Below are 21,353 nucleotides of genomic sequence, written 5' to 3' on the forward strand. Positions count from 1 at the left end.
GGCCGCTCGGGACGACGCCCCATCATGCTACCCAGCCTGACCCTCGACCTACATGATCGGAAGCCCGCCCAGCAACATCATCAGAAGTCTCCTAGAGGCGCCTTAGGCGTTCCTCGCACCCGTCTAAGTACTTCCCGTCTGCGCCGATGCCGAGAGATAGGACATCCGCCCGATGTGCGGATGGGGGCCTTAGGCGGAGTCTTGAGAGTGCAGGGAACGAACCGAAGGAGCAATCGGATGCACGCCGAACTCGAATACACCGTCATGCAGCACCACGCCTCCGAACTGCGCCGCGCGGCCGCCGAGCACCGCCGCGCACGCGAGGCAGGGCAGGAGCGGCCGGCCGAGCGCCGGCACCGCTCGGTGTTCGCCCGTCTGCTGTCCTCGTGACCGCCCACAAGCAGCCCGGCCGCACCCTCCCTCGCGGCCGGGCTGAAGCGCCTCCTTAGCGGGGCGGCCGCGTTCCCGGCCCGAATCCTGGTCGGGCTCAGGGAGACGGCATCACGAGGCCCCGGTCCCGTTCCTGGCGGACCGGGGCCTCGCGTCCGCCCACCTGCCGTCACATTGTGCGATCGTCCGCGCACGGAGGATGATGCCGGTATGAGCAGGCGCGCACTGGTGTGGAGCGGCTCCGCGGTCGCGGTCGTCGCCCTGGCGGGGCTGGTCGTCTACGTCGCCCGGGCGGGGCTGGACGAGGCCGACAAACTGGCCGGCGTGATCGGCGCGTTCGTCGGCCTGGCCGGGCTGGGCGTCTCGGTGTACGGCATGGTCCGCGGCGACCCGCCCGCAGGCCCCGGACCGGGCTCCGTGGTCGTCAAGGGCGACAACTCAGGCGTCATCGCCACCGGCGACGCCGCCGACGTCCGCATGACGACGGAGCCCGACCCCTGACGTCGGGCTCAGGACTTGGGGACGCTGATCAGCAGCGCGTCGCCCTGGCCGCCGCCGCCGCACAGACCGGCCGCGCCCAGCCCGCCGCCCCTGCGCCGCAGCTCGTGAGCCAGCGTCAGCACGATCCGGGCGCCCGACGCGCCGATCGGATGGCCGAGCGCGATGCCGCCGCCGTTGACGTTGACCTTGTCGAGCGGCACGCCCAGCTCCTTGACCGACTGGAGCACCACGCTGGCGAACGCCTCGTTGATCTCCACCAGGTCGAGGTCGGCGGCCGTGACGCCCTGCCTGGCCATGGCGTGCTTGATGGCGTTGGCGGGCTGTGACTGCAGGGACGCGTCGGGGCCCGCGACGTTGCCGTGGCGGCCGATCTCGGCCAGCCAGGGCAGCCCCAGCTCCTCGGCCTTCGCCTTCGACATGACGACGACCGCGCAGGCGCCGTCGGAGATCTGGGACGCGGAGCCGGCGGTGATCGTGCCGTCGGCGGCGAAGGCGGGGCGGAGCTTGGCGAGCGTCTCGGCGGTGGTGTCACCGCGCACGCCCTCGTCCTCCTTGACGACGACCGGCTCGCCCCTGCGCTGCGGGATCTCCACGGGGACGATCTCGTCCTCGAAGACGCCGTTCTTGATCGCGGCGGCGGCGAGCTGGTGTGAACGGGCCGACAGGTCGTCCTGCTCCTCGCGGCCGATGCCGAGCCTGGCGTTGTAGCGCTCGGTGGACTCGCCCATCGCGCACTGGTCGAACGCGCAGAACAGGCCGTCGTGCGCCATCGAGTCGACGACCTCCGAGCCGCCGTACTTGACGCCCCTGCGCAGCCCCGGGAGCAGGTGGGGCGCGTTGGTCATGGACTCCATGCCGCCGGCCACCACGATGTCGAACTCGCCCGCCCTGATGAGCTGGTCGGCCAGCGCGATGGCGTCGAGACCCGACAGGCACACCTTGTTGATCGTGATGGAGGGGACGGTCATCGGGATGCCGGCCTTGACCGCGGCCTGGCGTGAGGGGATCTGCCCGGCGCCGGCCTGGAGGACCTGGCCCATGATGACGTACTCGACCGCGTCGGGCGCGACCCCGGCCCGCTCCAGCGCCGCCTTGATGGCGATGCCGCCGAGCTCGACGGCCTGCAGCCCGGACAGCGAACCGAGCAGCCTGCCGATGGGGGTGCGAGCTCCGGCGACGATGACGGAACCTGACATGACAACGGCCTCCTGTGCTCGCGCGTCGGGTCTTTGACACCATACCCACGGGTACGACGCCGCTCGCCATGGAGGTGGACCACACATGTTCCTGCGTATCGACCACATAGGGATCGCCTGCCGCGATCTCGAGGAGAAGATCGAGCTGTTCTCCCGCCTGTTCGAACTGGAGGTCGTCGCCAGGGAGGTCAACGAGGAGCAGGGAGTGAAGGAGGCCATGCTGCACATCGCCGACGGCGAAGGCGGGGGCTCCTACATTCAGCTCCTCGAGCCGCTCTCCGACGACTCACCTGTGGGGAAATTCCTGGCTAAGCGGGGCGAGGGCGTCCATCACGTGGCATTCGGGGTGCCGGACGTCGCCGAGGCCATGTCCCAGATCAGCGAGAAAGGCGTGAGGCTTCTGGACGAGCGCCCCAGGCACGGGTCGATGGGCTCGGAAATCGCGTTCCTGCATCCCAAGGACGTGGGCGGAATGCTTACAGAGCTGGTCCAAGCGGCCAAGCGATAGCAAACCACCACAAAACGTAAAAACCGTTCATATGTAACTAGTCACGCAGAAAGTTGGACGGGGCTTCGCACGCCGCACCAGCGGAGTACGCTTGACCTTCCACCGGACATGGGGCCTGCCGAGAGGCACAGGCTCCTGGTACGGATGCCCCGAACCCCCCGTCCGGCCCGTGTAGCCGTCTCGACAACCCAGGATCGAGCCTCCATGCAGTCCGACATCGACGCCCAGCTCAACAACTTCTTCGAGGACGCCCCAGCACGCGAGTTCGACGTGGTGCTGCGCGGTTACGACCGGCACCAGGTCCACGACCATCTCAAGCAGCTCGACGGGGAGCTCCGCCAGGCCCGTGAGCAGGTCACCGCCCTCCAGCGCGACCTGTCCGACTCCCAGCGCCAGCTGCAGGAGCAGGAGCGCCCCACCTACTCCGGTCTCGGCGCCCGCATCGAGCAGCTGCTCCGCCTGGCCGAGGAGCAGGCCACCGAGCTCGTCCAGGCCGCCAGGTCCGAGGCCAACGAGATCAAGGCCACCGCCAAGGTCGAGGCCGCCGACCTGCGCGCCGCCGCCGAGGCCGAGGCCGCCGACAAGCGCGCCCAGGCCGCCCGCGAGAGCGACGAGATGCGCACGACCGCCGAGCGCGAGGCCGAGGACATCCGCTCCACCGCCCGCCGCGAGGCCGACGAGCTGACCAACACCACCGAGCGCGAGGCCGCTAAGCTGCGCGCCACCGCCGACCACGAGGTGGCGGAGAAGCGCGCCGACGCCGAGCGGGAGATCGCCAAGCTCCGCACCACCACCGAGCGCGAGGTCGCCCAGCTGCGGGCCTCGACCAAGCGCGAGCGCGACGAGGTGCTGACCACCGCCAAGCGGCAGGCCGACGAGATGCGCGCGCAGGCGCAGCGGGTGCTGGAGGAGTCCGAGGCCAAGCGGGCCCAGGACGAGGCCGAGTTCGAGATCCAGCTCGCCTCCCGCCGCGAGGAGGCCGAGCGCCAGGAGGCGGAGCGCCACGCCACCGCCCAGGCCGCCACGCAGAAGCTGGTCGCCGAGGCCGAGCAGCGCGCCGCCACCGCCGAGTCGCGGGCCACGAAGGCCACGCAGCAGGCCGAGCAGACCCGCCGCGAGGCCGACCTGCACGCCAAGCAGCTGGTCGCCAACGCCCGCAAGAGCGCCGACACCATCGTGGCCGAGGCCAAGACGAGCGCCGAGACCATCGTCACCGAGGCGAAGAACGAGGCCGAGCGCACCCGCACCGCCATGCAGCGCCAGGTCGACGAGCTGACCCGCCAGCGTGACAGCATCACCAGCCACCTGGCCCAGCTCCGCCAGCTCCTCGGCGGCGCCGCGCTGCCGGGCATGGAGTCCTCCGAGGCCGCGGTCACCGCGGCTCCGCCGAAGCCCGCTCTCGCCGCCGCGGCGCCGGCCGCCGAGCCGGCCGCTCCGGCGACGACGCCCGCTCCCAAGGCCGAGGCCAAGGCCGAGGACGACGCGGAGTGGTGGCAGGAGTAACGACCGCACACGGGGGCTGAACGACGGCTGGGGAGAGCCTGGCGATCACACGGTCGCTAGGCTCTCTCTTTGCCGTCGGGCGTGTACGAACCGGTACGAGCCCGTCATGCTGCGTTGTCACCGAGCCTTTCTGGAGTTCCCCGTTGTCGGCAGACGCCGGACCCGCGACCGAGCGGGACGAAGCCCGCACCCCTTCGGCCGACCCCGTGCCCGACGCGGACGGGGGCTCCCGCGACGGCGGCGAAAGGCCGTACGGGCTGCCGGGGAAGCCGCTGGCGCGCGGCCCGTTCCTGTTCGGGCTGGTCGGTGGGCTCGGCGTGCTGACGGCGCTGGCGCTCGCCCAGATGATCGTGGCCTCGCTGAGCACGATCATCCTGGTCGTCGTCGCGATGTTCCTGGCCGTCGGGCTCAACCCGGCGGTCGAGGCGCTCCAGCGCCGGGGCCTGGCCAGGCGGGGCGCGATCGCCATCGTGTTCATCGGCGTCATCGTGGCGTTCGTGCTGTTCGGGCTGGCGATCGTACCGCCCGTCAGCAAGCAGCTCAGCGAGTTCGTCGACGCCGTGCCCGGTTACCTCACCGAGCTGAGCAACCATCCGACGCTGCGGCAGCTCGACGCCGACTATCAGATCCTCCCCCAGATCCGCGCGTTCGTGACGACCACGCTGGGGCCGGCGCTGGCCAGCGGCATCATGGGCGCGGGGCTGGTGGTGCTCAACGGCGTCTTCACCACGGTGACGCTGCTGGTGCTCATGCTGTACTTCCTCGGCTCGCTGCACACGATCAAGGAGTATCTGCTCAAACTCGTCCCGGCCTCGCGGCGGGCGCGGACGCGGGCGATGAGCGAGGAGATCCTCGGCGGCATCGGCGGCTACGTCGCCGGCAACGTGCTCATCTCCCTGATCGCCGGCGTGCTGGCCTGGATCTTCCTGTCGATCATCGGCGTCCAGTACGCGCTCGCGCTCGCCCTCGTCGTGGCACTGACGGATCTGATCCCGCTGGTCGGCGCCACGATCGGCGCGGTGATCGTGACCGGCGTCGCGCTGCTCGACTCGCTGCCCGCCGGCATCGCCTGTGCCGTCTTCTTCGTGGTCTACCAGCAGGTCGAGAACTACTTCATCTATCCCCGGGTGATGAAGCGCTCGGTCGACGTCACGCCCGCGGTGACCGTGATCGCCGCGCTGTTCGGCGGCGCGCTGCTCGGCATCGTCGGCGCGCTGCTGGCCATCCCCGTGGCGGCGGCCATCGCGCTGGTCGTCAGGGAGGTCGTGGTGCCCCGCCAGGACCGCGCCTGACCGGGCGGTCGTGGTGCCCCGCCAGCACCGCGCCTGACCGGGCGCGCTAACTGGCCGCCTGGTTGATGCGCAGCAGGTTGCCCGCCGGGTCGCGGACGGCGAAGTCGCGCACGCCGTACGGCTGGTCCATCGGCTCCTGCAGCACGTCGCCGCCGGCGTCTCTGATGCGCTCGTATGTGGCGTCGCAGTCGTCGACCTCGAAGATGACCGCCCGCAGCAGGCCCTTGGCCAGCAGCTCCGCCATGGCCTGCCGGTCGGCGGGCGAGGCGTCGGGGTCGGCCAGCGGTGGCTCAAGGACGATGTTGACGTCGGGCTGGGACGGCGAGCCGAGGGTGATCCAGCGCATGCCCTCGAAGCCGACGTCGTTGCGTACCTCCAGGCCGAGGATGTCGCGGTAGAAGGCGAGCGCTTTGTCGTGGTCGTCGACCGCGATGAAGCAGGTGTTGAGTCGGATGTCCATGCCCGTCACGTTACGTGGCGGTCGGTGGTCTTGCCCGGATGATGGCGGACCGGCCGCAGGTAGATCTTCGCGTAGCAGGACGGGACGGCGGCCAGCTCGTGGTGGTCGCGGGCGCGGTAGGCGCTCGGGCTCTCGCCGACCAGCTCGGTGAAGCGCGAGCTGAACGAGCCCAGCGACGTACAGCCGACCGCGAAGCACACCTCGGTCACCGACATGTCGCCGCGCCGCAGCAACGCCTTGGCCCGCTCGATGCGGCGCGTCATGAGATAGCTGTAGGGGGTCTCCCCGAAGGCCGCGCGGAAACTGCGCGAGAAGTGGCCCGGCGACATGAGGGCGACGCGCGCCAGCGCGGGCACGTCGAGCGGCTCGGCGTAGTCGCGGTTGATCACATCCCGCGCCCGCCGCAACCGAACCAGGTCCTCAAGCGTCACGCCGCCAGCATGCCACACCCCACCGACAACCCCCGGCGCCCGCACACGACGTGCTGGAAGCAGGCCCCGCCGCACACCGCACGTCCTGTTGGGCGGTGAGCGGCTGCGCGCGCACGACGGGGGTGGGCGGAGCGGGACCCCGCATGTGCCGGAGACGGACGGTGCGCGGACCGGGGGTCAGGGGCGGGGGGCGGGAGTTCTGTGCGGAGGTATGCGGACCCGGGGGTCAGGGGCGGGGGGCGGGAGTTCTGTGCGGAGGTATGCGGACCCGGGGGTCAGGGGCGGGGGGCGGGGAGTTCTGTGCGGAGGTATGCCGTGACCGCGGCGTTGAAGGCTTCTGGTTGTTCGACGGCGGTCAGGTGGCCGGCCTTGGGGATGATCTCCAAGCGGCCGTCAGGGACCGCCTTCGCCATGGCGGCGGCGTCGGACGGTGGTGAGAGCTCGTCTTCCTCGCCCACGATGACCAGCAACGGCACCTTCAGCGCGGTCAGGGTGTCGGAGGAGTCGGGGCGGGCGGCCATCGCGCGCTGGGCCCAGGCCACCGCGCCGGGAGGCGCCGACTGGACGAGGCCCTTGACGCGGCCGAACACCATGGCACGGCGTTCCTTGGTCGTCGGCCCGATGAGCGCGGGCAGGACCTCGCTGACCAGCACCTCGCTGCCGGACTCGAGCACGGCCTGCGCGATGCGCTCGCGGTTCTCCCTGGCCGGGGGCGGGTCGGGGCTGGCCTTGGTGTCGGCCAGGATGACGCCGAGCACCCGGTCGGGATGCCGCCGGCAGAACGCCATGGTCACGTAGCCGCCCATCGACAGTCCGCCGATCACGGCCTTGTCGATGCCCTCCGCGTCGAGCAGGGCGGCGACGTCGTCGGCCATCAGGTCGAGTGACGGCTCGTCGTCGCCCAGCCGCGACCCGCCGAAGCCGCGCAGGTCAGGCGTGATGACGCGGCAGACCTTGGCCAGCCCTTCGCGCTGGGCCAGCCACATGGCGGACGAGAGCGGGAACGCGTGAAGCAGCACAAGCGGGATTCCGGTCCCGGCCGATCTCGTGTAGAGCTGCACGGACCTCACGGTAACGCGGTTCACGGCGACATTCACTCAATGGCCCATGCCAAATATCTCGCTAAATGCCGCACACAGCTAATGTCCGCCCTAAAAGTGACATTGCCCGCCGCATAAAACACCCGCACAATCCAGGCACGACCGTCCCGCGCCCCTGAGGTGAAACAGGGCGGGAAAGCGTCCCGCCCTTCCCGACGCCGCCAGGGCGGCAGGCCAGGGCCCGGCGGCGTACGAGACGTACAACGTCTTCGTCTTCGAGCCGCCGGGCCCTGAGATCAGCCGATCACTGGGCGGCGAGCGCGGCGATCTGCTCCGCGCTCAGCGCCCCGTCGTACGTACGGACGTCGTCCACGGCCCCCGGCCAGTAGCCGGTGAAGACGCCCGCCAGCTTGGTCCGCCCGAGCTGCACGGGCCCGGTGGCGTTCCACGTGCTCAGGTGGCTGGTGACGGTGGTGGAGGCCAGCCGCCCGTTGACGTAGACGCGCAGCTGACCCGCGAGCGCGTCGTACACGCCGGCCACGTGCGTCCACTCCATGGGGTTGGGGATGGCGTCGGAGCGCGTCCGTACGAGGGCGGCGGCGTCGGTGTCGGCGGCCGCCATGCCGAGCGTCCATCTGCCCTGCTCCTTGTCGAAGCCGAGCTGGAACCCGGCGGCCCTGCTGCCGGGCTGGGCCACGGCCGCGCTGTCGCGGGCAGGAAGGTAGTCGAGCTGGGTCCAGGCGGTGACGGTGAAGCTCGACCTGGTGTCGACCACGGGAGCGCCGGTCTGGGCGTGCCCGTCGACACCGTCGAGCGCGAGTGCCCCGTCCAGCCAGCCCGACGTCCACGAGGCGGCTCCGGACAGCGACGCGGCGGTCGCCCGGCCCGAGGAGTCGGCCGCCGACGAGCCGGACTCCTCGTCCAGCTTCCAGTGGCCGACCAGCGTGGCAGCGCTGTTGACCAGATCGGCGACCTCGTCGGCGAACAGCGCGCGGTCATAGACGCGCACCTCGTCGACGTCCCCGGGCCAGTGGCCCGAAGCCGCCCCGGCGACCTTTCCGCGGCCGATCGTCAGGGGGCCTGTGGCGTTCCATGCGGTGGAGACGGCGGCGGTGCCCTCCAGCCTGCCGTTCACGTAGAGCGAGATCCGGCCCGCCGCCGAGTCGTAGACGCCGGTCAGGTGGACCCACTCGTTGAGGCGTGGCGCGGCGGCCGACAGGGCGCGGGCGGCCGGTGCGCCGTCCGTGTCGGAGCCGGGCGCGACCAGCGCCCAGCGGTTGTCGGCCTTGGCGTACTGCAGCGCGAACGCGCCGGTCCTCGCGCCCTCCTGGGTGAGGACGGTGGCGTCGGCTGCGGTGCCGGTCAGGCGGGCCCACGCGGCGACGGTGTAGTTGCGGGCGGTGTCGACGACCGGCCCTGACGCCTGGGCGTAGGCGCCGGCCAGCCGGAGCGCGCCGCCGGTGCGGCCCGAGGTCCAGGTGGCGCCGTACAGCGTGGCGGGGTGCGCCCCTGTCGCGTCGGCGGCGGTGCCGCCCTGGCCGTCGTCCATCGTCCAGTGGGCGGCGGGCGCACGCCCCGGGTTGACGTTGAAGACGTAGATGCGGATGGGACCGAGCTGGCCCGCGCGGTCCTTGCTGCGGACGGCCAGCACGTTCGGGCCGTCGTGCGACGGAGTGAGCCGGATCGTGGCCCGGCCGTCGGCGCCCGCCGCCACCTCGGTCTTCGGCGTGGTGTCCAGGCCGTAGACGTAGGCGACCACGTCGGTGACGCCGTCGGGGTCGAAGGTGAACGCACCCGCGAGACCGGCGCCGTCGCTCCAGCCGTTCTCCGTGTAGTCCGTGGAGGTGACGACCGGCTCCCTGCCGGGGGCGGTGGCGTCCACGGTGGCCTCGCACCACGGGCTCCACGCGCTGTTGGCCTTGCCGTCCTCGGCCCGCACCCGCCAGCGGACGAGCGCGCCGTCGGCGAAGAGCGCCTGCGGGATCGTGGCGGAGAAGGCGGTGCCCGACGAGCCGGAGGGGGTGACGTACTCGCCGGTCCTGGTGCCGGCCTCGTCGTACCACTCGAAGCGCCCCTTGACCGTGTTGTCGGCGTCCTTCAGCCTGGCCCACAGCTTGGGCGTGGCGGTGCTGATGACCGGCCGGTCGTCACCGGAGACGCAGGGGCCGCCCGGGTCCGACCACACGTCGGCGGCAGCGGGCACGCCGGGGTAGGAGTTGTACTCGATGTTCAGGCTCGGGTTGTTCCTGAACTTCTTCCACGCGTAGACGTCGGTCTCGCTGGTGGCGCGCAGGCCGATCGTGACATTCGGCCAGTTGTTCGCGGCGGCGTTGACGACCTGCGGCGTGACGTTGAACTCCACGCCGCCGGGCTGGCAGCTCGTGCCCCAGCCCTTGGCGACGTTCTTGGTGTCCAGCTTGGTCACCCAGGAGGGCTGGTTGTTCCAGGTCGTGGACTTGCTGATCTTGTTGGTGGCCCACGCCTCGACCTTGCGGGCGCTGCAGGAGTACGACCACGTCTCGTACGTGCGCAGCGTGGCCGAGATGATCTGCTTGCCGTGGATGGTCGAGCCGGTGTTCATCTGGAAGAACGAGCGGTTCTTCTGCGACTCGACGTGCCCCACGCGGGCGACGTCGCTGGAGTTGAGGTAGTTGGAGTTGGGCCAGTTGCTCCACACGGCCGTCCAGGCGTTGCGCGCGGCCGAGAAGTACGGGTCGAGGTAGATGGGGAACTTCGTGCCGGGATCGGTCATCATGGTGCGATCCGGCCGCAGCCGCAGCTTCTTGCCCTTCAGCTCCACGTCCATGACGGCCTCGCGGGCCTCGGGCGAGCGGCCCTCCTTGAACGCCTTCTGGTCGGGCAGGCCCTTCGAGTCCCACATCTTGGGGGTCGGCGCGATGAACAGCGTGCCGCCGTTGTCGTCGGTCGCCTCCAGGTTGCCGGCCGCGTCGGTCTCCAGCTCCAGCCCTTGTGCGGCGAGCGGGTACGCCAGCTCGGTCAGGCTCTCGGCCGCGGCCCGCGACTTGACGACCAGCACGTGGGAGAAGCCGTCCACGTCGGCGGTGACCTGGAGGTCCACGCCGGGCCTGACCTCGGCGTAGGTGGCGGTGTCGCCGTTCAGCGTGGGGGTGGGCAGCGGGCCGGTCCAGCCCAGCTCCATCGACTTGCCGCCGCGCGAGAGGCGGGCGAGCGCGCTGTCGCCGCCGCCGGAGAACGTCAGCCCGACCGCCGCGGCGACCGGCTCGACCGCGCCGTCGGGGCGCAGGCGCAACGTGGTGTCCACGGGCACCCAGCGGTCGTCCTTGCGGACGCGGACCGGGCGCACGTTCAGCTCCATCTTCATGGTGCCGTCGGGCTGGGCGAAGACCGTACGGGTCTCGCTGCGCAGGGCCTCCACCTCGACCGGCCGCCCGTCACGGCGGGCCCGCGCGGCCGCGGCCCGCTCGGGGTCGGCCGGTTGCGGTGGCGCCGCCCGCCCAGCCGGCGGGTCGGCCACCGGATCGGCCACCGGATCGGGGCGTGGCGTCTCTTCCGCCACCGAAGGCGGCGCCACCGCCAAAGTCGTGATCGATAACGCCGCCGCCACCAGCCCGTGCACTAATCGCATACGTGCCTCGCCCATGCTGAGCAGGGATGACGCGCGGACATGCGAACGTCCGGCGTCTCCACGATCTTCACGTGATGATCGGATTTTCACCCGCGTCGATCGCGAACACCAGAGTTCTGCTCATAATGCTCAAAATTCTCTTCAGCGCGGGCGGGCACGATGGAGAGAACCGTCATACCTCCGTGGGCAGCGGCGACGCGGCCGGGTTGACCCGCCGGACGATCTCGTCGAGCACGATCCGTACGTACGGCTCCCCCACCCACAGGTGCTTGGCCCCGTCGACGCCGATCACCTCGGCCTGCGGCACCCGCGCGAAGCGCGCCTTGGCCTCGCCCGGCCGCAGGTAGTCGTCGAACTCCGGCACCAGCGCCACCAGCGGCCGCCCGAACTCCGCCCACTTGTCGAGGTCGGCGTCGGTGGCCCTGTGCAGCGGCGGTGACAGCAGGATCGCCCCCTCCACCAGCGGGTCGTGCGCCCACTTCAGCGTCAGCTCGGTGCCGAACGACCAGCCGACCACCCACACCCTGGGCAGGTCGTGGAACTCGGCGTATTCGAGGGCCGCCGCCACGTCGAACCGCTCGCCCTCGCCTCCGTCGAACGTGCCTTGTGAGGTGCCGCGCTCGGAGGAGGTGCCGCGCGTGTTGAAGCGCAGCACGGCCAGGTCGGCCAGCGCGGGCAGCCGATTGGCCGCCTTCTTGTAGACGTGGCTGTCCATGAACCCGCCGTGGGTGGGCAGCGGGTGCAGGGTGACCAGCGTCGCCACCGGCGGCCGGTCGAGGGGCTGGGCCAGCTCGCCGACCAGGGTCAGGCCGTCGGCCGTGTGCAGCTCGATCGGCTCGCGCCGGGCGGGCAGCACGGTCGCCGCGCGAATCTCCACATCGTTCCCTTCAGTAGCGGGTGCGGCCCGGGCCGCGGTCGAGTCTCTTACGCCAGCAGGCCTGGTGCCAGTGGCGGCGCTCATCGTCGCCGCCCGGCCAGTTGGGCCAGGCCACCAGGTGCGGCTGCCCGCTGCGGATCTCCTGATCGCAGCCGGGACAGCGGTAGTTCTTCGTCGAGGAGGCGCCGGTGAGCACGCGGACCTTCCACTCGCCGTCGGGCCACTCCTCCACCTTGTCCAGCCCGGTCGGGAAGGCGAAGGGGCGGGTGGACTCCCTGCGGCGGGCGCGGCGGGGGCTCATGAGCGGGGGAACGTGCTCGCGCCGGCGACGACGAGCTGGTCGAGCAGGGGGGCGGGGGCGAAGGCGGGCTCGCGGTATTCGGCGTAGAGTGCGCGCAGCCCGTCGCGTACGCGGGCGAGGCCCATGGCCTCCATGGTCGCGAAGGGCCCGGCCGGATAGCCGCAGCCCAGGCGCATGGCGGTGTCGATGCCGGCGATGGAGGCGTAGCCGGCGTCGTACATGCGGACGGCGTCGTTGAGGTAGGGCAGCAGCAGCGCGTCGGCGACGAGACCGGCGCGGTCCTTGCACGGCACGGCCGCGAGGCCCAGCACCTTCATCAGGTCGCTCGCGGCGGCCACGGCGGCGGGCGAGGTGAGCGCGGTGACGGCCAGCTCGGCCGCCCTGTCGCCGTGCAGCCGCACGCCGACCAGCTTGGCGGGGTCGCGCAGGCGTACGGCGTGCTCGACCACCGGCCGGTCGGCCAGCCGCAGCACGACGTCGGGGTCGTCGCCCGAGCGCTTGAACCCGGCCGCGCCGAGCCGCTCGGCCAGCTCGTCGGCCCCAGGCCCGGCCACCTCGAACGCGGTCACCCCCGCCCGCGACCCGCCGTCAGGGGCACGTGGCGGCTCGCCGGGGTAGAACCCGCCTCCCGACTTGCGGCCCAGCCGCCCGGCGGTGACCAGCTCGCGCAGCAGCGGCGACGGCGCGTGGCGCCGGTCGCGGGTCTCGTCGTAGAGCACTTCCATGATCTCGTACGCGGTGTCCAGCCCGATCAGGTCGAGCAGCGTGAACGGCCCCATGGGCAGCCCCGCGCCCAGCCGCATGACGGCGTCGATGTCGTCGCGGGTGGCCACGCCCAGCTCCAGCAGCACGGCGGCGTGGTTGAGATAGGGCAGGAGCAGCCGGTTGACCACGAACCCGGCCCGGTCGCCCACGGTCACCGCGGTCTTGCCGAGCCGGCCCGCCAGCCCGGCGACCTCGTCGGCGACGGCGGGCTCGCTCAGCACGGTGCGCACCACCTCGACCAGCCGCATGACCGGCGCGGGGTTGAAGAAGTGCAGGCCGACGACCCGGCCTGGCCGCCCGGTGGCGGCGGCGATCGCCGTCACGGACAGGGAGGAGGTGTTGGTGGCGAGCACGGTCTCGGGCTTGCAGATGCGATCGAGGTCGGCGAAGAGCGCGAGCTTGAGGTCGAGGTGCTCGGGGATGGCCTCGATGACGAGATCGGCCTCGCGCAGGTCCTCCCTGGAGGTGGTCAGCGTGACCCGGCCCAGGATCGCGGCGCGTTCTTCCTCGGTGAGCCTGCCCTTGTCGAGCGCCCGCGCCGTGGAGCCCTCCAGCAGCGAGCGGCCGCGCGCGAGCGCCTCGGCGTCGGCCTCGACGCCGAGCACGCGCAGCCCCGCCCGTGCGAACACCTCCGCGATGCCGGCCCCCATCGTGCCCAGGCCGACCACACCCACCCGTTCGAACGCCATGCCTTCAGTTTTCCAGAGGCACTAAGGTGGACGGTCATGCGGCTGGTCATCGCGCGCTGCAGCGTGGATTACATCGGACGGCTCACGGCGCATCTGCCGATGGCCCCAAGACTCGTGCTCATCAAGGCCGACGGCAGCGTGAGCATCCACGCCGACGACCGCGCCTTCAAGCCGCTCAACTGGATGAACCCGCCGTGCAAGCTCAAAGAGGACGGCGAGACCTGGACGGTCACCCACGGCAAGACCGGCGAGAAGCTGGTGCTGACGATGGCCGAGATCCTCCACGACTCCAGTCACGAGCTGGGCGTCGACCCGGGCTTGATCAAAGACGGCGTCGAGGCCCACTTGCAGGAGCTGCTCGCCGAGCACATCACGACGCTCGGCCCCGGCTACTCCCTCATCCGCCGCGAATACATGACGGCCATCGGTCCCGTCGACATCCTGTGCCGCGACGCCTCGGGCGCGACGGTGGCGGTGGAGATCAAGCGCCGTGGCGAGATCGACGGGGTCGAGCAGCTCACCCGCTACCTGGAGCTGCTCAACCGCGATCCGATCCTGGCGCCCGTACGCGGGGTGTTCGCGGCCCAGGAGATCAAGCCGCAGGCCCGCGTCCTCGCCGCCGACCGCGGCATCGGCTGCGTCACCCTCGACTACGACGCCCTGCGCGGCATCGAGCCGGAGAACCCCACGCTGTTCTGAGCGCACGTGCCCGGCGCTGCACGCGTCCCTGCGGGCCGAACGCCCACCGGCCAGGCCCCTACGGCGGCCCTGCCTTCAGCGGCCGCCACGGGCGTCTCCGGACATTCTGGTAAGCGGTGGCTTACCGGATTATCGTGACGCCATGACGACCCTGACGTTCGACTCACTCAACCCGGCGACCGGCGCGGTCGTCGGGAGCCACCCGAAGGCCACTCCCGCGGCCGTGCACGAGGCCGTGGGCCGGGCGGAGACGGCCGCCGCGTGGTGGACCGCGCTGGGCCACGCCGAGCGCAGGCGCCGGCTGCTCGACTACAAGGCGGTGCTCACCCAGCACATCAGGGAGCTGGCCGCGCTGGTGCACGAGGAGAACGGCAAGCCCGTCGGCGACGCCACGCTGGAGCTGGTGCTGGCCGTCACCCACCTCGACTGGGCGGCCCGCAACGCCGCCAAGGTGCTCGGCCGCCGCCGGGTCAACACCGGCATGATCGGCCTCAACCTGGCCGCCACCCTCGAATACCTGCCGCTCGGCGTCGTCGGCGTCATCGGCCCGTGGAACTACCCGGTCTTCACCCCCATGGGCTCCATCGCGTACGCGCTCGCGGCGGGCAACGCCGTGGTGTTCAAGCCCAGCGAGCTGACCCCCGGCATCGGGGTGCGCCTGGCCGAGCTGTTCAGGGAGTCGGTGCCGGAGCACGACGTCTTCCAGACCGTCACGGGCCTCGGCGAGACGGGCGCGGCGCTGGCCGGCGACCCCAGGGTGAAGAAGGTGGCCTTCACCGGCTCCACCGCCACGGCCAAGCGGGTGATGGCGGCCTGTGCCGAGAACCTCACCCCGATCGTCGCCGAGTGCGGCGGCAAGGACGCCTTCATCGTGGACGCCGACGCCGACCTCGCCGCCGCCGCCGACGCCTGCCTGTGGGGCGCCATGTCGAACGCCGGCCAGACCTGCGTGGGCGTCGAAAGGGTCTACGTGGTGGACGCGGTCTACGACGGCTTCATGCGCGAGCTGACCGGCCGGGCGGCCCGGCTGAAGGCGGGCGAGGACTACGGCCCGATCACCATGCCGGGCCAGGTGGATGTCATCAAGCGGCACATCGACGACGCGGTCAAGGCGGGCAGGACGGTCACCGGCGGCTCCGACGCGGTCAGGGCGCCGTACGTGGATCCGGTGATCGTCGAGGACGTGCCCGAGGACTCCCCCGCCGTCCGCGAGGAGACCTTCGGCCCGACCATCACCGTCCGCCGCACCCGCGACGCGCAGGAGGCGCTGGAGCTGGCCAACGCCTCGGCGTACGGGCTGGGCGGCACGATCTTCAGCCGCAACGCCCGCCGCGCCACCGAGCTGGCCCGGCTGATGCGCAGCGGCATGACGGCCATCAACTCGGTCATCTCGTTCGCGGGAGTGCCCTCGCTGCCGTTCGGCGGGGTCGGCGACTCGGGGTTCGGCCGCATCCACGGCGCCGACGGATTGCGGGAATTCGCCAGGCCCAAGGCCATCTCGCGGCAGCGCTTCGCGATGCCGGGGATGAACATCACCTCCTTCAACAGGGGCCCCGCCGAACTTGAGCGACTGGTCAGGCTTGTCACGTTCTTGCATGGAAGACGTAAAAGGTAATCTTCTTACCCTTTCCCAGATCCGATCATCCGTCCATAATTGTGTGCTCTGGGGGCCACGATCATGTTGGACGGGTGGAATGTGAACCGGTCTTACCGGGGAATGTCGGCTGAGCAAAGGCTGGCAGACAGACGAGAGCGGCTGATGACGGCCGCGTACACGCTATACGCGAAGCCGGGTTTCGCGGCGACGACCATCGAAAGGCTCTGTTCGGAGGCGCGGATCTCCAACCGGGCCTTCTACGAATGTTTCGGCGGCCGCGAAGAGTTGCTGCAGGCGTTGCACGAGCGCTGCGTGGACGAAAGCCTGGCCGTCGTCGCGAAGGCCGTTCAGGACGCGCCCGCCACGCTCGACGGCCGGGTGAAGGCCGGCATTCGCGCGTATATCGAGTTCGCCACCGCCGACTGGCGGCGTGCGCGCATCATGCACGTCGAAGTACGCCGATCAGGCGACGTCCTGGCCCTGTCACGCCAGCGCGCGATCGGCTCCTTCGCCAAGCTCGTGGAGGAGGCGTCCGCCGATTTCCCGCTCGCCGGCGGCCTCAATCGGCGGCTGGTCGCGCTGGGCGCCATAGGAGCCTTACAAGAGCTGCTCATCGAATGGCTGCTGGCCGACGATCAGCCGGAGATCGACGAACTCGTCGAGGTCGCGGTGCACATCTTCGACCGCGCACTGGGCCCCACCTGATCGTCCGTTCCATACCATTGCACATTTGCAGCCGGAGTGACCCGGCCGAAATCGCCATTTAGTCAATGCAGAAAAAGAGCGGGCGACGGCTGATCGTCGCCCGCTCCGATATGTCACATCAGGCCACCGCGGCCTCGGGAACCTCCACGTTCAGCACCCGATTCAGCCGGGTCACCGCGAGGATCCGCATGATCCGCGGTGGCACCCCCCGAAGGACGAGGCGGCGTCGCACGCTGATCGCGCGCCGATGAGCGCCCACGAGCACACCGAGCCCGGTCGCGTCGATCATCTCCAGCTTGGAGAGATCAAGGATCAGGTCTCCTTCGCCGGAGTCGAGCGCCTCGTGCAGCCGCTCGCGCACCCCCGCCGACGTGCCGGCGTCGAGCCTGGCACCGATCCTCACCACCTGGGCCCGCGGATTGCCCCGGACGCGCATGCCACCTCCTCAGTCACGCACACGGCGTGGTCACAGCGCTGCGGACAGCGCTTGACGAGGTAAAACCTCACCATGTCCCTACCCAGCCATCGGGAGTGACACGACTGCTCGTAGCAGGAATTGTCCGTCTCCTGTCGGCTGGGCGGTCATCGCCCCTCCCACGGCCGCCAGCCGCTCGCTCAGCCCCGCCAGGCCACTGCCCAGGTCGGCCGCCTTCCTGTGGGCCACCCCGTCGTTGCGCACGGTCAGCTCGGCCTCGTCCGCAGTGAACCGGAAGGAGATGTCGCAGAAGGTCGCCGTGCTGTGCTTCAGCACGTTCGTCACCGCCTCGCGCACCGCGAACGCGAACACCGGCGCCACTCCGTCCGGCGCCTCGCGGTGGGGCAGTTTCACCTCGCAGCGGACTCCCGCCGCTTCGAGCACACTTCTCACGCTATTCAGCTCAGCGGCCAAGTCAAGCTCGCGGTAGCCGCGCACGGCCTGCCGCAGCTCCTTCAACGCCTTCCTGGTCAGCGCGTTCACCTCGGCCATCTCGGCCTTGGCCGCGCCGGGGTCCACGTCCGACAGGCGTACCGCGAGCTCGGTCTTGACCGCGATGGCGGAGAGCTGGTGTCCCACGAGGTCGTGCAGATCCCGGGAGAAGCGCAGCCGCTCCTCGGCCAGCGCCAGCCTGGTGTGCGCCTCCTTGCCCCGGTGCGCCTCCACGGCCAGCCCCCAGATCCACATCCACACCCGGTTGGACGGCGGGATGAGCACGCAGAGCAGGCCGTACATGAGCGCGTCGAGCGACAGCCGCTGCATCGTCGTCATGCCGGCGACCATCCCCGACAACATCGTCCCGCCGGTCAGCGCCGACAGGCCCACGCCGGTCACCCACGTGCCGGCCGCCACCACGTACGACCAGCGCCTGGAGATCTCCAGCACCGCGATCGACAGCCAGCACAGCAGCAGGAAACCCCACCCGACCGGCTCGGCCCCGCCCAAGGCCGCCGCGAGCACGGCGAGGACCGCCGCCACCACCACCTTGCGGGTGGGGTAACGGCGGTTCAGGAGCTCGTCCACGACCTGCCAGGAGACCCAGGTGAAGCCAGCCGCGGCGACCGCTCCGAGCGCCACCCGCCACCAGATGATCCGGCCGTCGGACACGCCGGTGAAGACGGACAGGCCGATGAGGATCCAGGAGGCGAGGAACGCGAAGCCGAGCACCTTCCTGGTGGTCGAGCGCGCCTGCTCGATCCTGCCCACTAGCGCGTACGGAGGACTTCGGTGAGCTTGAGCCGCGCCCCCGTCCGCAGCACGGCCCTGCGGTACACCGTCGCCCCGAAGGCCAGCACGCCCGCCACGCCCAGCATCATGAGCCCCATGGACGCGGCCACCTGCCACACCGGCACCTCGGTCGCGGCCATCCGCACCGGCATGATCATGGAGGAGAAGGGCGGGATGAACGACCCGACCGTGGCCAGCGTGCTCGTGGGCTCGTTGCCGGCGTAGAAGGCCACGAAGTACGTGCCCATGATGACCATGGTGAGCGGCGTCATCACGGTGTTGACCTCCTCCTGCCGCGAGACCAGCGAGCCGGAGGCCGCCGCCAGCGTGGCGAAGAAGGCGTAGCCGAGCACGAACCAGAGCACGACCGCCACCACGAGCCCGGTCATGCCGGGCGGGAAGTCGGCCGCGAGACCCGAGGCCGAGGCCGCGACCAGGCCGACGACCAGGATCGTCACCAGGTTGATCAGGCCGACCACGCCCAGGCCGAGGATCTTGCCGCCGAGCAGCTGCCACGGCCGCACCGAGGCCAGCAGGATCTCGACGATGCGGCTGCCCTTCTCCTCGACCACGCCCATGGCCACCATCACGACCTGGCCGATGATCATGAAGAACAGCACGAAGACGAGGACCGTCGCGATGCCCGTCCTGGCCGCCTCGTAACGCGTGTCCGCGCCCACCGACTGGACCTGCAGCGGCGGGATGTTGACGCCCGCTGCGCCGAGCTTGACCTCCCGGTTCACGCTCTGCATGAGCACGCCGAGCTCCTGGTCGATCTCGCCGTCCGTGAGCACCCTGGTGCCGTCGACCAGCACCGCGTCCACGTCGCCCGCCAGCACGGCGGCCTTGGCCGCCGCCTCGTCGGCGAACTGGCGCCACTCGAACGTGATGTCCGGCGCCGCCCGGTCCAGCGGCAGCTGCTCGGAGTTGACGGTGCCCACCGTGTACGAGTCGCCGCCGCCGAACAGCTTGGGCGCGTACGACAGCAGCCCCACCAGCACCGCCGTGATGATCAGGCCGATCACGAACCCCTTGGTCCTGACCTGCGTGGTGATCTCACGCCCGGCGACCAGCATCAGTCCGTTCACGCCACGGCCTCCTTGAAGATCTCGGTGAGCGACGGGTGCTCGGCGCCGAAGCGCTCGACCACGCCCGCCTTCATGGCGCGGCGCAGCAGCTCCTGGCCGTCACCCGTGTTCGTGCGAAGGATGTGCAGGTCGCCGTTGACCGTGACCGTGCCGGGCAGGCCGTCGGCCCAGCCGGGCGCCGGGTCGCGGACGGCCACCACCATCGTGCCGCCCTCGGCCGCACGCAGCTCCTCCACCGTGCCGGTGGCCACCATGCGGCCGGACGAGACGATGCCCACGGAGTCGCACAGCCGCTCCACCAGCTCCAGCTGGTGGCTGGAGAAGATCACCGGCACGCCGCTCCTGCAGCGCTCCTGCAGCGCCGCGGCGAGCGCGTCCACCGCGATCGGGTCGAGCCCGGAGAACGGCTCGTCGAGGATCAGCACCTCGGGGTCGTGCACCAGCGCCACCGCGAGCTGGACCCGCTGCTGGTTGCCCAGCGACAGCGCCTGCACGGCGTCGTTCCTGCGCTCGGTCAGCCCGAGCCGCTGCAGCAGGTCGTCAGTGGCCTTCTTGGCGGCCGTGGCGCTCAGGCCGTGCAGCCGGCCGAAGTACTCGATCTGCTGGCCCACCCGCATCTTCTGGTACAGCCCGCGCTCTTCCGGCATGTAGCCGAAGCGCTGGCGGGCGTCGTAGCCGAGCGGCTCGCCCTGCCAGCTCACCGAGCCGGAGTCGGCCTGGAGCACGCCCATCACGATGCGCATCGTCGTGGTCTTGCCGGCGCCGTTCGCGCCGACGAAGCCGTACATCTCGCCCGGTCGTACGCTGAAGCTGACGCCGTCCAGGGCGAGCTTGCCGCCCGGGGCGCTGGGACCACCCGCGAAAGTCTTGCGCAGCTCGCTGATCTCGAGCATCAGGTCATCTCCTTCGTCATGCGTCCATGGTGGCGTTTATCCCATTGGCCCGGCCAGTCGGAGAAATCACCGGCCCGAGGTGCATCACGCGTCCTATCCCGATGACATTTGTCATTACGCTGGGCCCATGACGCGCGCCGACAAGGACAAACCGGTCGTACTCTCCCGCATCTACACCCGTACCGGTGACGACGGCACCACTTCGCTGGTCGATGGCAGCCGCACCCACAAGACCGACCCCCGGCTGGTCGCCTACGCCGACGTCGAGGAGGCCAACGCCCACCTGGGCGTCGCGCTGTCACACGGCACGCTGCCCGCCGAGCTGGCGGAGGTGCTGGTCAGGGTGCAGAACGAGCTGTTCGACGTGGGGGCCGACCTCGCCACGCCGGTCGTGGCCGAGCCCGAGTTCCCGCCGCTGCGGGTCGAGGCGTCGTACGTCGAGTGGCTGGAGGAGCAATGTGATCGCTTCAACGCCGGCCTCAAGCCGCTGCGGAGCTTCATCCTGCCCGGCGGCGACCCCGCCACGGCCGCCCTGCACGTGGCCCGCGTCACCGTACGCCGTGCGGAGCGCTCGGCGTGGGCGGCCATGCGGGCGCATGACGACACCAACCCGCTGACCGCGAAATACCTCAACCGCCTGTCGGACCTGCTGTTCATCGCCTGCCGGGTCGCCCACGACGGCGGCGAGATCCTCTGGAAGCCCGGCGGCACCCGCTGAAGCGTCAGGCGACGTCGAGATAGGCGCTCGGCGGCGCCGACTCCAGCCAGGCCAGGAACCCGGTCATCGCGTCGGCGCTCATCGCCAGCGAGATGCCCCGGGTGCTGCCCGAGCAGTCGACGGCGAACAGGCCGCCGTCGATCTCCCTGCGGGCGGATACGACAAGGCCGCGCCTCGCAATAGCGTGACGCGGCCTGAGTCGGACGCCCAGCAGCGGGATCCAGTGGAGCTCCCCGTCGGCGTAGCGGGCCACCCCGCTCTGCCATCCGCGCTCCCCCACGCGCAGCCGACACGGTACGCTCCCACGTGCGCGGGAGAGCATGGCCCCCCGCACGACGATGAGGGCGGCAAGTAGCACTACGAGAATCACAACCGTCGCCACCATGCCGCC

The 21,353-nt window shown here is 70.8% G+C and carries 22 protein-coding genes; 9 read left to right on the forward strand and 13 right to left on the reverse strand.

From position 1 onward, the window contains the following. The first annotated feature begins 237 nt into the window (after positions 1-237). A complete protein-coding gene (locus ABZW11_RS40515; protein ID WP_345397648.1) occupies positions 238-390 on the forward strand; it encodes a hypothetical protein in 153 nt (50 codons plus the stop codon). A gap of 210 nt (positions 391-600) precedes the next feature. Next, the gene (locus ABZW11_RS40520; RefSeq protein ID WP_355429848.1) at positions 601-891 is read left to right on the forward strand and encodes a hypothetical protein; all 291 of its coding nucleotides are present in this window, start codon (positions 601-603) and stop codon (positions 889-891) included. Positions 892-899: 8 nt separating this feature from the next. Here ABZW11_RS40520 and ABZW11_RS40525 read toward each other — a convergent pair whose 3' ends face one another. After that, complete coding sequence (locus ABZW11_RS40525; protein WP_355429851.1) at positions 900-2,087, reverse strand: acetyl-CoA C-acetyltransferase; 1,188 nt, start codon at positions 2,085-2,087, stop codon at positions 900-902. An 85-nt stretch (positions 2,088-2,172) separates the two neighbouring features. Between ABZW11_RS40525 and mce the strand changes: the two genes are divergently transcribed. The 3 genes from mce to ABZW11_RS40540 all read left to right on the forward strand — a co-directional run bounded on the left by mce (position 2,173) and on the right by ABZW11_RS40540 (position 5,390). Next, positions 2,173-2,595 carry a methylmalonyl-CoA epimerase gene (gene mce, locus ABZW11_RS40530; protein ID WP_355429855.1) on the forward strand — a complete coding sequence of 141 codons (423 nt, stop codon included), beginning with the start codon at positions 2,173-2,175 and terminating at the stop codon, positions 2,593-2,595. A gap of 204 nt (positions 2,596-2,799) precedes the next feature. Beyond that, positions 2,800-4,098 carry a DivIVA domain-containing protein gene (locus ABZW11_RS40535; RefSeq protein ID WP_355429858.1) on the forward strand — a complete coding sequence of 433 codons (1,299 nt, stop codon included), beginning with the start codon at positions 2,800-2,802 and terminating at the stop codon, positions 4,096-4,098. A gap of 143 nt (positions 4,099-4,241) precedes the next feature. After that, the gene (locus ABZW11_RS40540) at positions 4,242-5,390 is read left to right on the forward strand and encodes an AI-2E family transporter (protein WP_355429861.1); all 1,149 of its coding nucleotides are present in this window, start codon (positions 4,242-4,244) and stop codon (positions 5,388-5,390) included. Positions 5,391-5,436: 46 nt separating this feature from the next. Here ABZW11_RS40540 and ABZW11_RS40545 read toward each other — a convergent pair whose 3' ends face one another. From ABZW11_RS40545 to ABZW11_RS40575, 7 genes are all read right to left on the reverse strand, one after another. Beyond that, on the reverse strand, positions 5,437-5,850 hold the full coding sequence (locus ABZW11_RS40545) for a VOC family protein (protein WP_355429864.1): 414 nt from the start codon (positions 5,848-5,850) through the stop codon (positions 5,437-5,439). A 5-nt stretch (positions 5,851-5,855) separates the two neighbouring features. Beyond that, positions 5,856-6,281, reverse strand: a complete 426-nt coding sequence (locus ABZW11_RS40550) for a helix-turn-helix transcriptional regulator (RefSeq protein ID WP_355429867.1) — start codon at positions 6,279-6,281, stop codon at positions 5,856-5,858. Between the two features lie 275 nt (positions 6,282-6,556). Continuing rightward, a complete protein-coding gene (locus tag ABZW11_RS40555) occupies positions 6,557-7,300 on the reverse strand; it encodes an alpha/beta fold hydrolase (RefSeq protein ID WP_355429870.1) in 744 nt (247 codons plus the stop codon). A 325-nt stretch (positions 7,301-7,625) separates the two neighbouring features. Beyond that, positions 7,626-10,928: a LamG-like jellyroll fold domain-containing protein gene (locus ABZW11_RS40560; RefSeq protein WP_355429873.1), complete on the reverse strand. Its 3,303-nt coding sequence runs from the start codon at positions 10,926-10,928 to the stop codon at positions 7,626-7,628. A gap of 172 nt (positions 10,929-11,100) precedes the next feature. Beyond that, the gene (locus ABZW11_RS40565) at positions 11,101-11,805 is read right to left on the reverse strand and encodes an alpha/beta fold hydrolase (RefSeq protein ID WP_355429876.1); all 705 of its coding nucleotides are present in this window, start codon (positions 11,803-11,805) and stop codon (positions 11,101-11,103) included. A gap of 10 nt (positions 11,806-11,815) precedes the next feature. Continuing rightward, positions 11,816-12,106, reverse strand: a complete 291-nt coding sequence (locus tag ABZW11_RS40570) for an ATP/GTP-binding protein (protein WP_355429879.1) — start codon at positions 12,104-12,106, stop codon at positions 11,816-11,818. Beyond that, positions 12,103-13,560 (reverse strand): 3-hydroxybutyryl-CoA dehydrogenase, encoded by a 1,458-nt coding sequence (locus tag ABZW11_RS40575; RefSeq protein ID WP_355429882.1) that lies wholly within the window; start codon positions 13,558-13,560, stop codon positions 12,103-12,105. Before ABZW11_RS40575 ends, ABZW11_RS40570 begins: the two co-directional genes overlap by 4 nt. 36 nt (positions 13,561-13,596) lie before the next feature. Here ABZW11_RS40575 and nucS point away from each other — a divergent pair, with 36 nt between their 5' ends. The 3 genes from nucS to ABZW11_RS40590 all read left to right on the forward strand — a co-directional run bounded on the left by nucS (position 13,597) and on the right by ABZW11_RS40590 (position 16,561). Continuing rightward, positions 13,597-14,259 (forward strand): endonuclease NucS, encoded by a 663-nt coding sequence (gene nucS / locus ABZW11_RS40580; RefSeq protein ID WP_355429885.1) that lies wholly within the window; start codon positions 13,597-13,599, stop codon positions 14,257-14,259. Positions 14,260-14,401: 142 nt separating this feature from the next. After that, positions 14,402-15,874, forward strand: coding sequence for an aldehyde dehydrogenase family protein (locus ABZW11_RS40585; RefSeq protein ID WP_355429888.1), 1,473 nt, complete (start codon positions 14,402-14,404; stop codon positions 15,872-15,874). Positions 15,875-16,018: 144 nt separating this feature from the next. Then, on the forward strand, positions 16,019-16,561 hold the full coding sequence (locus tag ABZW11_RS40590; RefSeq protein WP_355429890.1) for a TetR/AcrR family transcriptional regulator: 543 nt from the start codon (positions 16,019-16,021) through the stop codon (positions 16,559-16,561). 118 nt (positions 16,562-16,679) lie between these two features. On the opposite strand, the gene ABZW11_RS40595 is transcribed toward ABZW11_RS40590, so the two are convergent. The 4 genes from ABZW11_RS40595 to ABZW11_RS40610 all read right to left on the reverse strand — a co-directional run bounded on the left by ABZW11_RS40595 (position 16,680) and on the right by ABZW11_RS40610 (position 20,244). Further along, entirely contained in the window at positions 16,680-16,997 is a 318-nt protein-coding gene (locus ABZW11_RS40595) for an STAS domain-containing protein (RefSeq protein WP_355429893.1), read from the reverse strand. 78 nt (positions 16,998-17,075) lie between these two features. Continuing rightward, entirely contained in the window at positions 17,076-18,242 is a 1,167-nt protein-coding gene (locus ABZW11_RS40600; RefSeq protein WP_355429896.1) for a histidine kinase, read from the reverse strand. Continuing rightward, entirely contained in the window at positions 18,242-19,351 is a 1,110-nt protein-coding gene (locus ABZW11_RS40605; RefSeq protein WP_355429899.1) for an ABC transporter permease, read from the reverse strand. Before ABZW11_RS40605 ends, ABZW11_RS40600 begins: the two co-directional genes overlap by 1 nt. Further along, complete coding sequence (locus tag ABZW11_RS40610; RefSeq protein WP_355429902.1) at positions 19,348-20,244, reverse strand: ATP-binding cassette domain-containing protein; 897 nt, start codon at positions 20,242-20,244, stop codon at positions 19,348-19,350. The genes ABZW11_RS40605 and ABZW11_RS40610 overlap by 4 nt, the downstream gene beginning before the upstream one ends. 127 nt (positions 20,245-20,371) lie before the next feature. On the opposite strand from ABZW11_RS40610, the gene ABZW11_RS40615 reads away from it, so the two are divergent. After that, positions 20,372-20,962 (forward strand): cob(I)yrinic acid a,c-diamide adenosyltransferase, encoded by a 591-nt coding sequence (locus tag ABZW11_RS40615; protein ID WP_355429904.1) that lies wholly within the window; start codon positions 20,372-20,374, stop codon positions 20,960-20,962. Positions 20,963-20,966: 4 nt separating this feature from the next. On the opposite strand, the gene ABZW11_RS40620 is transcribed toward ABZW11_RS40615, so the two are convergent. Continuing rightward, a complete protein-coding gene (locus ABZW11_RS40620) occupies positions 20,967-21,347 on the reverse strand; it encodes a DUF2550 domain-containing protein (RefSeq protein ID WP_355429907.1) in 381 nt (126 codons plus the stop codon). Between the last annotated feature and the right edge of the window lie 6 nt (positions 21,348-21,353).

This window comes from Nonomuraea sp. NPDC004580 (assembly GCF_040609855.1).
GTDB classification, from domain to species: domain Bacteria; phylum Actinomycetota; class Actinomycetes; order Streptosporangiales; family Streptosporangiaceae; genus Nonomuraea; species Nonomuraea salmonea.

Excerpts from the sequence above, each read along its gene's own strand:
- ABZW11_RS40515 (WP_345397648.1), top strand. The coding sequence starts at position 238 with ATGCACGCCGAACTCGAATACACCGTCATGCAGCACCACGCCTCCGAA.
- ABZW11_RS40520 (WP_355429848.1), top strand. The coding sequence starts at position 601 with ATGAGCAGGCGCGCACTGGTGTGGAGCGGCTCCGCGGTCGCGGTCGTC.
- ABZW11_RS40525 (WP_355429851.1), bottom strand. The coding sequence starts at position 2,087 with ATGTCAGGTTCCGTCATCGTCGCCGGAGCTCGCACCCCCATCGGCAGG.
- mce (WP_355429855.1), top strand. The coding sequence starts at position 2,173 with ATGTTCCTGCGTATCGACCACATAGGGATCGCCTGCCGCGATCTCGAG.
- ABZW11_RS40535 (WP_355429858.1), top strand. The coding sequence starts at position 2,800 with ATGCAGTCCGACATCGACGCCCAGCTCAACAACTTCTTCGAGGACGCC.
- ABZW11_RS40545 (WP_355429864.1), bottom strand. The coding sequence starts at position 5,850 with ATGGACATCCGACTCAACACCTGCTTCATCGCGGTCGACGACCACGAC.
- ABZW11_RS40560 (WP_355429873.1), bottom strand. The coding sequence starts at position 10,928 with ATGCGATTAGTGCACGGGCTGGTGGCGGCGGCGTTATCGATCACGACT.
- ABZW11_RS40570 (WP_355429879.1), bottom strand. The coding sequence starts at position 12,106 with ATGAGCCCCCGCCGCGCCCGCCGCAGGGAGTCCACCCGCCCCTTCGCC.
- ABZW11_RS40575 (WP_355429882.1), bottom strand. The coding sequence starts at position 13,560 with ATGGCGTTCGAACGGGTGGGTGTGGTCGGCCTGGGCACGATGGGGGCC.
- nucS (WP_355429885.1), top strand. The coding sequence starts at position 13,597 with ATGCGGCTGGTCATCGCGCGCTGCAGCGTGGATTACATCGGACGGCTC.
- ABZW11_RS40585 (WP_355429888.1), top strand. The coding sequence starts at position 14,402 with ATGACGACCCTGACGTTCGACTCACTCAACCCGGCGACCGGCGCGGTC.
- ABZW11_RS40590 (WP_355429890.1), top strand. The coding sequence starts at position 16,019 with ATGACGGCCGCGTACACGCTATACGCGAAGCCGGGTTTCGCGGCGACG.
- ABZW11_RS40595 (WP_355429893.1), bottom strand. The coding sequence starts at position 16,997 with ATGCGCGTCCGGGGCAATCCGCGGGCCCAGGTGGTGAGGATCGGTGCC.
- ABZW11_RS40610 (WP_355429902.1), bottom strand. The coding sequence starts at position 20,244 with ATGCTCGAGATCAGCGAGCTGCGCAAGACTTTCGCGGGTGGTCCCAGC.
- ABZW11_RS40615 (WP_355429904.1), top strand. The coding sequence starts at position 20,372 with ATGACGCGCGCCGACAAGGACAAACCGGTCGTACTCTCCCGCATCTAC.
- ABZW11_RS40620 (WP_355429907.1), bottom strand. The coding sequence starts at position 21,347 with ATGGTGGCGACGGTTGTGATTCTCGTAGTGCTACTTGCCGCCCTCATC.